The following is a 13,485-nucleotide window of genomic DNA, read 5'->3' on the forward strand; positions in this document are numbered from 1 at the left end:
AAGGTTGCCGAGGCAACCTTTTTTGTTATCACATTCTGACTACGAACGGCACAAGTAATCAGCTTTCCCCACCCACTTGTAGCTGGTGAGTTCTTCTAAGCCCATCGGGCCACGCGCATGCAACTTCTGAGTAGACACTGCAACCTCAGCCCCTAAACCAAACTGAGCGCCATCGGTGAAGCGTGTTGATGCATTCACATACACCGCCGCAGAGCCCGCCGCATTGACGAAGCGTTCTGCCGACTGAATGTCATTGGTTAGAATCGCATCTGAGTGGCTCGCATTGTGTTTACGCATGTGCGCAATGGCTTCATCCACATCTTTAACCACTTTCACACCTAAGGTGAAGCTTAGCCATTCGGTATCAAAATCACCATCAACAGTATGACGAAGCTCAGACGCTTTGCCTTCCAGCAAATCATAGGCACTTTCATCGGCCACTAACGCGACTTTGCTTTTGTTTAAGCGATCCGCCAAACGCGGTAAGAAGGCTTCTGCTACCTTTTCATGCACAAGCAATGTATCCAATGCATTACACGCTGACGGACGCTGCGCTTTGCTGTTTTCAACCACATCCAGTGAGCGAGATAAGTCAGCACTTTGATCCACAAACACATGGCTGATACCAAATCCACCAATGATCACAGGGATGGTGCTGTTCTCTTTACACATCTTGTGCAAGCCTGCGCCACCGCGAGGAATAATCATATCGACGTACTGATCTAAACGAAGCAGTTGTGATACCAACTCACGGTCTGGTTTCTCAATGTACTGCACTGAAGCCGCTGGCAGGCCTGCTTTTTCTAGCGCGACTTGAATGACCTTTACCAACTCCATGTTGGAGTGGAAGGTCTCACGACCGCCACGCAAGATACTTGCATTACCGGTTTTTAAACACAGAGCGGCAATATCGATAGTCACGTTTGGACGCGCTTCGTAAATCACACCAACCACACCCAGTGGCACACGACGACGGCTTAAGCGCATACCATTTTCAAGTACTCGGCTGTCTAGCTCAGCGCCTACTGGGTCATTAAGGTTAATCACATTACGCACATCGTTTGCGATATCACGTAAACGCGCTTCATTCAGTAATAAACGATCGACCAAAGCATCAGACATGCCTGACTCACGGGCTGCATCTATGTCTTTTTGGTTCGCCGCTAAAATAACCGCTTGGTTTGCATCAAGTTCATCCGCAATAATTGCCAATGCTTGATTTTTCTGCGCTGTCGAGGATGTTGCTAGTTCAAACGCCGCTTGTTGCGCCGCTTTACCCATTAATTCTAAGTTCACAAGGCTTCCCTTTATTCTTATCTATTCGAGACTGTTAGCTTCTGGCTAAAAGTGAAGAGATCACAACCAATCACATTAAATAACAACGAGATCATCACGGTGAATTGCTACTGGGCCATATTCATACCCGAGAACGTGATAAATATCTTGGCTGTGTTTACCCGCAATTTTAGTCATATCTTTGCTGCTATAGCGGCAGATACCACGAGCGAGTAACCCTCCTTCAGTAGAATGAATACGTACTACGGCACCACGCTCAAAGTTACCTTTAACCTGAGTGATACCTTTCGACAGTAAACTGCTACCTCGCAGCTGAACGGCATTCGCCGCCCCCGCATCAATAATAATATCGCCCGCAGGAGGAGGACCTGCAAGGATCCAGCGCTTACGGCTTTCTAGCGGTGATTCCAATGGTAAAAAGCGCGTACCCACCGAGGTATCACCCACAATGTCGGCAATCACATCAGGGCGGCTGCCCGCTGCAATCACAACTTCAATGCCAGCACGACGAGCCACATCCGCCGCTTGCAGTTTAGTCGCCATACCGCCAGTACCCAAACCGCCAACACTACCACCTGCGAGCTTACGCAGGGTTTCATCTATGGTGTGTACTTCGCGGATCAATTCTGCATCTGGGTTATTACGCGGATCGGCGGTGAACAAGCCAGGTTGGTCAGTCAGTAGCAGTAACTTATCTGCGCCCGCTAAAATACCCACTAAGGCTGATAAGTTGTCGTTATCGCCCACTTTGATTTCTGTGGTCGCAACGGCATCGTTTTCATTTACAACAGGGATAATACCGTTGTCTAACAAGGCCACTATCATGTCGCGAGCATTCAAATAACGCTCGCGATCATCAAGATCGGCTCGGGTTAATAGCATTTGACCCACATGTAACCCGTAAATGCCAAAGAGGTGCTCCCACTCTTGAATCAAGCGGCTCTGACCAACAGCGGCAAGTAACTGCTTGCTGGCCATGGTTTTGGGCAGTTCGGGGTAACCTAAATGCTCACGGCCAGCGGCAATGGCGCCAGACGTTACTATGATAACTTTATGACCTTGACGACGTAACTGCGCACATTGACGTACGAGCTCAACAAGATGAGCGCGATCGAGTTTCAATGTACCGCCAGTGAGTACGCTAGTACCAAGTTTAACAACTACTGTTTTTTGCTTTACCGCTTGGGTCTCAGACTGTGATGTATGAGTTCCCGCGAGGTCCTGCTCTTTTGCATTTAGGTTTGTATTTTCTGCCATGGGATCAAACAAATTAGTGAACAAATTTTTGTTCATTTGTTTTATCAATCCCACCTTAAGATCACAAGAAAATACTGCCAAGAAGGCCGTATTTTCTTCTTTTTGAGGAGAAAGGCCGAAGTGCCATCGAGAATGAGCACTTAGCCGAAGAAAGGATAGTCGTTAGTTAGTCGTTTTCGCCTAATGCCACTTCTTTCAAATCAGGGGCTGCCGCCACAGACAATTCAAAGTTTTCAGCCAAGGCTTTAGTCAGTTTGGGGTAAAAATCATGAAGGGTTTTCAGAACGGCTTCACTGTGTTTCGCAGGCACTTTATCTTCAACCCACTCGCCAGCGCTGTTATAGCGACCAAAGAAATAGCGGTATTCGTAGCCACCTTTGTCGCTGGCATTGAGTTCTAACCACCAGCCCCAAAATTCACGCTCATCAGGTTCTTTCTTGGCACTGATGCAACTTGCTAGACAATCAAAGAAAAACGCTCCCTCTTTTGATTGTTGCTGACGTAAATAAGGGCCAATGGCGGTCAATTTCGTTAATAGGCGGCCATAAGGTGGAAAAGCTGTTTGAGTCGTCATCGCGTATCTCCCATCCATAGTTACAGTACGCAATTTGTTATTGACCTAACAACCAATAACTTACTGCTTATTCTCACAACGTATCAACTCCATTTAAGCCTATAAAAAGACCAGTTGGCAACAAAATATTTACAATTCTGCTGCCAACCTTACGCTATTTGCCGAGCTTATCTTCCAACCATTCCATGATTGTCAGCATTGAACGGTGGTAGCCATCATGCAATGGTTTCTCTGATAAGCTGACAGCCTTGCCACCGTAGCTAGACATCGCAATTAATTGATTATCAGATTCAGGGCACACAGGATCATTTTTAAGGCTAATGCCAAGCATAGGCACATCGACCTTACGGCGTCCTAATAATCCCTGATGCTTAAGTGACCAAGCTGGTAAGTGGGCCAACAAGCTTTGTCTTGATACACCATGTTTACCCATGCGAGAAGCAATCATATCCAGATACATCTGTGGCATTTGATCGAGCAATTTAGGCTGGGATAAAAAGCTATGAATCGCTCCGCCCACACTGATACACGTTTTTAAGCGAGTGGGTTCTAAAAACCCTAAACGAATCGCTGCATTACCGCCAAAACGTAAGCCCATCATGGCAACACGGTGATGATCGACCCAAGGTACCTCTTTGATTTGCTGTAATAATGCCTGATGTAGGCGACTGGTATCTTCCGTTAATGGCCATCGAGCACTGTGGCCGACCGATGGCATATCCAAGGTCACCATCGCATAGCCAGCAGGGGCCAAGTAATCACGGTATAACGGCCACAAATCACTTTGCAATGTGTCTAACCCACCACTCACAATCACAGTGGGCAGCAGCTTATCGGTACGTGGTAAATGAATGAAGGCTTGGAAAGTTTTACCTTCATATTTCACATCAATGGTTTTCATTTGATGCGGCGACAACTCCATCGCTTCACGGTAGGTTTGGTTTGCTTGTACCTCAGCTTGCGCGGCTAACGTGTCCCCTTTTAGGTGCGGGTAAGCAGCAATACTGTAATAAGTACTCGATTTTAGCAGCTCATCAATGGCTTTTTCAGGCTGTTTACCTTCAACATATTCACGTGATTTTTTATGATGTTGGCCAGCCAATTGCGACCATTCATAGATCCAGTTTCCAGGTTTATAGCCAATCACAGTATCAAGCTGTTCTTCCGACGTACGAGGGGCTTCACTTCCCGCTAAACGCGCGAACAGTGCTTCCATCTCTATAGGATCAACGCCCTGCCAGATCCACTGAGGACGGCGTAAACTACGATACCAACCATGCTCAGTATCGCCATCAAGTGCATTGTGTACACCTGAAGCCTTTGGATGAGCAATACGTACTAAGCTTGAAGTTTCTTTAGATGTCTGGCGAGGTGCAAACAACTTTTCAGATAAATTCGACTTTGATGGTTCAGACACGGTGTTCTCCATAGCAACAACGATAACAACGATAAAACGGGACGCTTGCTGTTAGATACAAGCCCTTAAAAGCAGTCATTACCGAGAAATAGTACCTAAGAGATAATATATACCGACTACGCCAAGTATAACACTCATCACACCTTGGTTTTATTGGCTTTATTGATGGAGAGCAAACCTTAACGCAGAGATAAAAAAAGAGACGCCTTAAGCGTCTCTCTCAAATATAGCTTTGTGGCTATAGCAAATTATTTCTTTGAGATAGGCTCAACGAAAGTAACGGCCATATCCCATGGTTGTTCAATCCATGTATCTTGAGCAATATCAACCACGTAGTCATCGATAAGGTGCTTACCAGCAGGCTTAGCACAAACCGTAACAAACTTCGCTTTCGGGTACATTGCACGGATCATTTCAGCAGTGCCGCCAGTATCAACAAGATCATCGATTACGATGAAGCCTTCACCATCGCCGTCTGCTTGTTTTAGTACTTTCATTTCACGCTGGTGATCGTGGTCGTAACTTGAGATACATACGGTATCAACATGACGAATGTTAAGCTCACGCGCTAGGATTGCCGCAGGAACCAAACCACCACGACTAACTGCAATAATACCTTTCCACTGATCAGCAGGAAGCAGTTTCTCTGCTAGCTGACGTGTGTACATTTGCATGTTGTCCCATGTAATGACGAACTTATTACTCATATCCGATGAACCTCTAATCAGCGAAATTGTTCACTGTAAACCTGTGTTATAGAAAAATAATTTTAGCAAGAAATAGTGCAGCAATAACCCAAACGCTCGCGTTTACTTCGCGTCCTTTACCACTCATCAATTTTACAACTGCATAAGTGATGAAGCCAAGGCCAATACCTTCTGCAATCGAGTAAGTCAGTGGCATTAATAAACACACCACAACCACTGGCGCAGCTTCGGTTAAATCGCGCCAATCAACACTTACTAAGCCAGACATCATTAGAATGGCAACATAAAATAGTGCACCTGCCGTTGCATAGGCTGGCACCATACCCGCCAATGGGGCAAAAAACAATGCACAGAAGAATAATACACCAACCGTTACGGCTGTAAGACCTGTACGACCGCCAACTGCCACACCCGACACACTTTCAACAAAAGAGGTGGTATTGGATGTACCCAGTAATGCACCAACAGATGTTGCTGTACTATCGGCCAATAGCGCACGGTTTAGACGTGGTAGTTTACCATCATCACCAATCAGGTTTGCTTTTGTTGCAACGCCCACTAACGTGCCAGCAGTATCAAACAGGTCAACAAATAGGAAGGCGAATACAATCGAAATCAAGCCCACTTCCATCGCACCTGAGAAATCAAGTTGCAAGAAGGTTGGAGCAATACTTGGTGGCATTGACATCACACCGGTATACGTCACATCACCGAATAAAATACCCACTAATGTCACGGCAAGAATCGCCATCAACACTGCCGCTTTATAGCCACGATGAACCAGTGCAATCGTTAAGAAAAAACCTAATGCTGCTAATGCCGCGGGTAAACTGGTTAAGTCACCCACATGCACCAAGGTCGCAGGGTTACCCACAACGATGCCTGAGTTTTGCAGCGCGATAAACGCGAGGAATAAACCAATACCTGCTGAGATACCAGTTCGCAGTGATAATGGAATCGCATTAATGATCCATTCACGTACTTTCAAGACACTCAATACAATGAAACATAGACCAGACAGGAATACTGCCGCCAGCGCGACCTGCCATGTATGCCCCATGCCTAATACAACGCTATAAGTAAAGAAGGCGTTAAGACCCATACCAGGAGCTTGAGCGACTGGGTAATTAGCAACAAAGCCCATAATGAAACAACCAATCATTGCCGCTAAACAAGTCGCGACAAAAACAGCACCGTGATCCATACCGGTTTGCGATAGCATCGTTGGGTTAACAAAGATGATATACGCCATGGTCAGGAAGGTCGTTAAACCAGCCAACATTTCAGTGCGAACGTCAGTACCGTGTTCTTTTAGTTTAAATAGTTTCTCAAGCATTGCTCTCGATTCCTTGGAGATTTACGCAGCAGTTATAAAGGTAAATTCATCAACAAGCGTTGGCATAAACGTTAAGTAAACGATTAGGTAAACGTTTGCTATTTTGGGTTTAGGTGCGCAATTATATGCCTCTACCCTATGAAGATCCAGTAATGAGATGCAGAATGCTGTAATTTAGCGCCAAGTGAACAAAAAACTCACCAAACAATTAGAGCTAATAATCTTAACAAATAAAATCAATAACTTAGAGTGGATGTAATTGTGCGTTAATTCATCACTTCAAAAGTTATCTACTTCTCATTAACAAACATTTCATCAAGTTCAGTCATTAATATGGACCTTTATGAATAATGTAATCGAATACAGCATGCAAACGACAATCAATTCCAATCGATATATACGAACTTGATTTTATAAGGAGGCGTTATACCAAAAAGAAAGTTGGAAGATAAAAAAACGCCACCCCAAAGTGGAGTGGCGATAGAATGTTGCAAATAACGTCATAACGCTATTTTAAATTCTTAAATAAGGGGGGGTGAACAATACTGTTCAAAGAAAATAGTGTTCATCACTCACTATTTTCTGAAAATTAGTAACCGAAGTAGCTCGGGTATTGGAAGTTCGCAGTGTAAACAGAGCGGTTGTTCCAAAATGTTGCAATAGAGTCAAAAACTTTCATTTTAAATCACCTTTTCATAAGTTATCCAAACACATGCACAGTTAGCATGGCTCAATTCCCTGGAGCAATAACCTTCACTGGTACACTTAATCTCAGTTCCTTGGAGGCGATATATCGGGTTCATCCTGAACAGTTAGTGTGTTGTTGTCATCTCTTCATAAGATGCAGAAACTATAACCAAATCGTAATTTACTTACAAGCATTTTCTTTAAGTGGATCACACTTTTTCTATTTAAATTGGTTGCCACTTGAGTAAATGTAATTAAATTACCAAAACAAGATAAGCAACCTGTTTAGCAATTACTATTAGGCATATAAGCCTACCAATATGGTTTTTGAATCAAAAAACCATTCCATAAAGACATGTGCACGTCACCGTAACAACAATACCTATAATGCCTGTCATTACAGCATGCGTTATTCTTCTATAGCTAAAAGCCCCGCTTCGCTTTGTAACGTGCCCTAGCTCTTATACTGACTGGACTGAGGGTATATTTCCCTGTCCCCCCTACACCCACAGTGGTATCCTTGAATGCACTTGGATAGTAAGTTGTGCTACAAAAGACGGCTTATTAATAGATATTCATCTAGTGAATTCAGTGGCTACCTTATAGATCGACTAGATTATTACGGTGCCACTACTGATATTCAAAGGGAGACTTCTGTGTCTGAAATCAGCCAACTGTCACCGCAACCTGTGTGGCAATTCTTCGATCAAATCTGTTCTATTCCTCATCCATCAAAGCATGAAGAGCAACTCGCTCAACACATCATCCAATTTGCTCAAGGTGAAGGCCTTGAAGTACGTCGTGATGAAGTAGGCAACGTTTTCATCAAAAAACCTGCTACACCAGGTATGGAAGATCGCAAAGGTGTTGTGCTTCAAGCTCACATCGATATGGTTCCACAGAAGAACGAAGATACCGACCACGATTTCTTACAAGATCCTATCCAGCCATTCATTGATGGCGAGTGGGTTACAGCTAAAGGCACCACGCTAGGCGCTGATAACGGTATGGGTATGGCTGCATGTTTAGCGGTACTTGCTGCTAAAGATGTAGAGCACGGCCCACTAGAAGTACTGCTTACCATTGATGAAGAAGCCGGTATGACAGGTGCTTTTGGTCTGAAAGAAGGTTGGTTAGAAGGTGATATCCTTTTAAACACCGATTCAGAACAAGAAGGCGAAGTGTACATGGGTTGTGCTGGCGGTGTAGATGGTGCCATCACTGTCGACGTTGCACGCGAAGACGCATCTGCTGAGCATCAAGCTGTTAAGTTGGTTCTTAAAGGCCTTAAAGGCGGCCACTCTGGTTGTGACATTCACACTGGGCGTGGTAATGCAAACAAACTACTAGGTCGTTTCCTATTCTCTCACGCTGAAGAACTGGGTCTTCGCCTTGCTTCTTTCACTGGTGGTAGTCTTCGTAACGCGATTCCTCGTGAAGCTAACGCAGTGGTTACACTACCAGCAGCAAACGTCGATAAGCTAAACAGCCTATTCAGCCACTACCAAGAGCTGCTAACAGCAGAACTTGGCCGTGTAGAAACTGACATTACACTGTTTACTGAGCAAGCTGAACTTCCTGCCAATGTATTTGCCGCAGCAGACCAAACGCGTCTACTGGCAGTGCTAAATGCTTGCCCGAATGGTGTTATTCGCATGAGCGATGACATTGCAGGTGTGGTTGAGACATCACTAAACGTGGGTGTGATTACAACTGAAGAAGACAAGGTAACCATTCTTTGCCTGATCCGCTCACTGATCGACTCTGGTCGTAGCAATGTTGAAGGCATGCTAAAAGCCGTTGCTAACCTTGCTGGCGCACAATGTGAGTTCTCTGGTGCTTACCCAGGCTGGAAACCAGATGCAGATTCTGAAGTGATGAAGCTATTCCGTGAAACTTACAATGACATTTACGGCCGCACACCAAACATCATGGTGATCCACGCCGGTCTTGAATGTGGTCTGTTTAAAGAACCATACCCGAACATGGATATGATCTCTTTCGGTCCAACGATTAAGTTCCCACACTCGCCAGACGAGAAAGTGCAGATTGAAACTGTTGCCCTATTCTGGGAGCAAATGGTGGCGATTCTGAAGAACATCCCAGTTAAAGCTTAATCGCTCAACTGAAACAAAAACGCCCGTTAACTCAGTTGGCGGGCGTTTTTTATGCTGGTCTGAAACCATTATTACTCAGCAATTTCTAATTCCAATCAAATGATAGCTGTTGTGCTTTGGTGCCCGTTTCTAGCCCGACACTTAATCCAATCAAACGGATCTCTCGCCCTTGCTGGCGCGTCAACGCCTCTTGCAATAAACCCACGAACTGCGCTTTATCTAATGTTGCTTGCACATGCTCAACAGTGGTTTGTTGAAAATCAGCAAATTTTATCTTCACGCCCTGCTTGGCAATATTCAGCTCAGGCCGTACCTTAGCCAACCGCTTTTCAAGTTCAGGGTACAGTTTTTCAATCACTTGCCAGCATTCGTGGTATTCACTGATATTGACCGAAAACGTCCGCTCAACCCCTACCGATTTACGCTGACGCTCAACAATCACTTCACGCTCATCGATGCCATGCGCACGTGACCACAATGACTGACCAAACTTGCCAAATTGCTGTAATAATAAATGGCGATCGTAAGCTTGCACGTCTTTACCTGTATACATCCCTTTGTCGTGCAATTTTTGGATCGTCACTTTACCAACACCGGGGATCTTCTCTAACTTTAACTCAGCCACAAAATCAGGGATCTGATCAGGCGTTACCACAAACTGGCCGTTGGGCTTATTTAAATCCGATGCGACTTTGGCAATAAATTTAACAGGAGCAATACCTGCTGATGCAGTGAGATGTAGTTCATCTTCGATGGCTCGACGAATATCTTTAGCGATTAAAGTGGCAGAGCCATGCATTAATTCGCAATCCGTCACATCAAGGTAAGCTTCATCGAGCGACAGAGGCTCGATTTTATCGGTATAGCGGGAAAAAATTTCTCGAATATGCTGGGAGACTTCTTTATATACTGCCATTCGTCCGGGAACCAGCGTCAGACTTGGGCATAGCTTCATTGCATGACCTGTTGCCATCGCTGAACGCACCCCATATTCACGGGCGAGATAGTTGCAAGTGCTGATCACACCTCGCTGTTCTGAGCGGCCACCAATTGCAATCGGTATATTTCGCAGGCTAGGATCATCGCGCATTTCAACCGCTGCGTAGAAACAGTCCATGTCTACATGAATAATTTTCCGCTGCCGTGTTTCTTGCACCTAGGTCCACCTACTGCTATGCCTACTGATAAGCAGACTGGTTATATATACAGTGTAATTATAAGCACTTCCAACAGGAATGAAAGTAACAAAACCAACAAAGCCGCTCATAAAAAGAGCAGCAAGGATCCAATTTTCAGCTTAAGGGTAAACACTTGATGGCAACGGGGCTCAAACCTGAAGTCGCAGGAAGGTGAAATGATTTCACCCTCTGAAATAGCCCCCTTTCTTGTGACCAACATCAAACTAAAGCACTTTATCAGTTACATTACAGGTATAAACGCGCTTAGGATCGAGTCGATATGCTAATAGAACAAGGAGCGTCGTTTGTGCAGTAGAATTCTGGTTGTTGAAGACAGTAAAACTTTCCGTAACTTTCTCAAACAACAACTTCAACAAGGTGGGTTTACCCCAGTGTTCACCGCTACTGTTGCTGAAGCAAAAAGCCTCATAGCTCAAGATCATGATTTTCTCTGCGCCGTGCTCGATTACTGCTTACCTGATGGCCAAGACGGTGAGATTATTGATCTTGTCTTAGGGTGTAATATTAAATCTGTGGTGCTTACTGCGCATTTTAGTAAAGCTATTCGTGAAAAAGTACTCGCAAAAGGCGTACTGGACTACTTACTCAAAGACAGTGCTGAATCTGTTTCCTATTTAGTGCCGCTATTACAACGCCTTCAAGCCAATGACCAACATAAAGTGTTAGTGGTCGACGACTCAACCCTTGTACGTAATTACTTGGTCAACCTATTAGAACGACAAAATCTAACCACAGTTGAAGCTGAAAATGGCAATGATGCGATAGCACAACTGAGTAAACATTCTGACATCTCTTTGATCATTACCGACAACGATATGCCAGAAAAAGATGGGATCACCCTTACCCGAGAGGTGCGCAAATTACATAACCGTAATCAAATTGCGATCTTAGGTTTATCCGCTAGCAATGATGACTCAATGACAGCACAATTTCTTAAAGCGGGAGCTAACGACTTTCTCTATAAGCCCTTTAATCAAGAAGAATTTAACTGTCGCCTTCACCATATTCTAACGATGAAAGATACCGCAGATAAACTCTATAAAATGGCAAATCAAGACGCATTAACCGGGTTGTGGAATCGTCGCTACTTTTTTAATCAGCACTGTACCCCGCACTGTCACCAGCCTAATATCGCGATGATGGATATCGATTTTTTCAAAAAGGTCAATGATACCTACGGCCACGATGGTGGTGATACGGTATTAATACAGATTAGCCAGTTATTAAAAAAGCACTTTAAAGACGCCATTGTGGCACGCTTTGGGGGCGAAGAATTTTGTATTCAACTCTGTGGCCCTTTTGATTCCTTCCTGCAGCGGCTAGAGTTTTTACATCGTGACATCGAAGGGCTGCAAATCAGTTACAACAATAGTCAAATCCAAGTCACAATGAGTATAGGGGCTGTATCAGCAAATACTGACTGTGTTGATATTGATGGACTGATATCTATTGCTGACGATCGGTTATATTGCGCCAAAGCAAATGGCCGTAACCAAATCGTTTCCGAAAAATAAAGCGGGAGCGGATAGACGGTGAAACAAAAAAGCCTGAGTCAACACTCAGGCTTTGTATTCTATGAGAGCGCAATTAAAGAATCTGGTTCTTTTTCCACTCTTCTTGACGAGCTTCTCGCGCTTCACGTTTTTTACGCGCATCACACGGCTCAGGGCAATCGCACTCTTTAGCGATCCCGATGCCATCAAGGCCACCACAGCTACCACTTACCGTCTTACGTTGGAAAATGTAGCCAACAGCCATTGCTGCAATAACCAATAAAAAGACCGCGAAGGTTGTTAAATATACCGCCATAACGCTTCTCTATTTTGTCTTCAGGTACGTCTTAAACGCATCTGTCATGAATTCTTTAAAGCCTTGTTCGGTTTTCACCACTAACAAAACGGGTAAATTTTCTGCTGTTGCTAATTCTATCGCTTTCTCTTCACCCATAACAGAGAATGCTGTTGCTAATGCATCTGCTGTCATGCTTGATTCATGTAACACAGTGACTGAAACTACATGGTTATCAATTGGTTTGCAGGTTTTCGGGTTAATTAGATGAGAATAACGAACGCCATTTTCTTCAAAATAATTTCGGTAATCACCCGATGTTGCCACTGCCATGTCACCCGGTTCGATAATTTCTTGAATCGCACGCGAACCATCATCAGTTGGTTTTTCCACCGCAATACGCCATGGCACACCTTCAAGGTTGTTTCCTTTTAGGCTTAGCTCACCACCGATCTCAACCAAATAATCAGCAACATTAAGATCATCAAAGTAATCGGCAACCACATCAACACCAAAGCCTTTTGCAATCGAAGACAAATCAACGTAAAGCTCTGGAATATCTTTCGTTAAGGTATTACCTTCAACACTTAAATGGTGAATGCCCACTATCTTCTTGCGTTCTGCAATCTCAGCAGCGGTTGGCGTGTGCTCTGGGCGTGCTTCAGGGCCAAAGCTCCACAAGTTCACCACAGGGCCAACGGTGACATCCAGTGCACCATCGGTAAGCTTGGACAAACGAATGGCTTCTTTGATCACTTTAGCGGTGTCAGCCGACACAGTAAAAGGCGTACCATCAGTATGTTGATTAAATTGACTGAGCTCGGAATGCTTACGGTAAGTCGACATTTGATCGTTAACTAATTCTAGTCGACGATCGATTTCCGCCTGAATGGTTTCCGCATCAGGTAAGCCTTCCTGCTTAATCAACTTGATTGAGTAATAGGTGCCCATGGTTGAGCCATTTAAATGGATCAGCTCACGCTGGTCACCACAGCCCGCTAAGGTAAGAACCATTGCTATCATAACGATAGCTTGGCTTAACATTTTCTTCATTTAATCAACTCCAAAATGAAGGGGGATATTTTGCATGTATATACACGACAAAAT

The 13,485-nt window shown here is 44.5% G+C and carries 11 protein-coding genes; 2 read left to right on the forward strand and 9 right to left on the reverse strand.

Annotated elements, in window-relative coordinates; genetic code table 11:
* Positions 1-39: 39 nt before the first annotated feature.
* The 6 genes from L4C35_RS08175 to L4C35_RS08200 all read right to left on the reverse strand — a co-directional run bounded on the left by L4C35_RS08175 (position 40) and on the right by L4C35_RS08200 (position 6,587).
* Positions 40-1,281: a glutamate-5-semialdehyde dehydrogenase gene (locus L4C35_RS08175; RefSeq protein WP_428462620.1), complete on the reverse strand. Its 1,242-nt coding sequence runs from the start codon at positions 1,279-1,281 to the stop codon at positions 40-42.
* A 90-nt stretch (positions 1,282-1,371) separates the two neighbouring features.
* On the reverse strand, positions 1,372-2,553 hold the full coding sequence (gene proB / locus L4C35_RS08180; protein ID WP_428462621.1) for a glutamate 5-kinase: 1,182 nt from the start codon (positions 2,551-2,553) through the stop codon (positions 1,372-1,374).
* Positions 2,554-2,719: 166 nt separating this feature from the next.
* Positions 2,720-3,127 (reverse strand): sigma factor-binding protein Crl, encoded by a 408-nt coding sequence (gene crl, locus L4C35_RS08185; protein WP_428462424.1) that lies wholly within the window; start codon positions 3,125-3,127, stop codon positions 2,720-2,722.
* 154 nt (positions 3,128-3,281) lie between these two features.
* Positions 3,282-4,544, reverse strand: coding sequence for an esterase FrsA (frsA, locus tag L4C35_RS08190; protein WP_428462425.1), 1,263 nt, complete (start codon positions 4,542-4,544; stop codon positions 3,282-3,284).
* Positions 4,545-4,792: 248 nt separating this feature from the next.
* Positions 4,793-5,251, reverse strand: coding sequence for a xanthine phosphoribosyltransferase (gene gpt / locus L4C35_RS08195; RefSeq protein WP_428462426.1), 459 nt, complete (start codon positions 5,249-5,251; stop codon positions 4,793-4,795).
* A gap of 46 nt (positions 5,252-5,297) precedes the next feature.
* Positions 5,298-6,587: an NCS2 family permease gene (locus tag L4C35_RS08200; protein WP_428462427.1), complete on the reverse strand. Its 1,290-nt coding sequence runs from the start codon at positions 6,585-6,587 to the stop codon at positions 5,298-5,300.
* A 1,343-nt stretch (positions 6,588-7,930) separates the two neighbouring features.
* Here L4C35_RS08200 and L4C35_RS08205 point away from each other — a divergent pair.
* Positions 7,931-9,391: an aminoacyl-histidine dipeptidase gene (locus L4C35_RS08205; protein WP_428462428.1), complete on the forward strand. Its 1,461-nt coding sequence runs from the start codon at positions 7,931-7,933 to the stop codon at positions 9,389-9,391.
* Positions 9,392-9,476: 85 nt separating this feature from the next.
* Here the strand turns inward: L4C35_RS08205 and dinB are convergent, their stop codons facing one another.
* Positions 9,477-10,547, reverse strand: a complete 1,071-nt coding sequence (gene dinB / locus L4C35_RS08210) for a DNA polymerase IV (protein ID WP_428462429.1) — start codon at positions 10,545-10,547, stop codon at positions 9,477-9,479.
* A 327-nt stretch (positions 10,548-10,874) separates the two neighbouring features.
* Between dinB and L4C35_RS08215 the strand changes: the two genes are divergently transcribed.
* Positions 10,875-12,104: a GGDEF domain-containing response regulator gene (locus L4C35_RS08215; RefSeq protein ID WP_428462430.1), complete on the forward strand. Its 1,230-nt coding sequence runs from the start codon at positions 10,875-10,877 to the stop codon at positions 12,102-12,104.
* A gap of 73 nt (positions 12,105-12,177) precedes the next feature.
* Here L4C35_RS08215 and nqrM read toward each other — a convergent pair whose 3' ends face one another.
* Together nqrM and L4C35_RS08225 are read right to left on the reverse strand one after the other, a co-directional pair.
* On the reverse strand, positions 12,178-12,399 hold the full coding sequence (gene nqrM / locus L4C35_RS08220) for a (Na+)-NQR maturation NqrM (RefSeq protein ID WP_048898162.1): 222 nt from the start codon (positions 12,397-12,399) through the stop codon (positions 12,178-12,180).
* 9 nt (positions 12,400-12,408) lie between these two features.
* A complete protein-coding gene (locus L4C35_RS08225) occupies positions 12,409-13,431 on the reverse strand; it encodes an FAD:protein FMN transferase (protein ID WP_428462431.1) in 1,023 nt (340 codons plus the stop codon).
* Positions 13,432-13,485: the final 54 nt, after the last annotated feature.

The organism is Photobacterium kagoshimensis (assembly GCF_050337045.1).
In the GTDB taxonomy this organism is placed as follows: Bacteria; Pseudomonadota; Gammaproteobacteria; order Enterobacterales; family Vibrionaceae; genus Photobacterium; species Photobacterium kagoshimensis.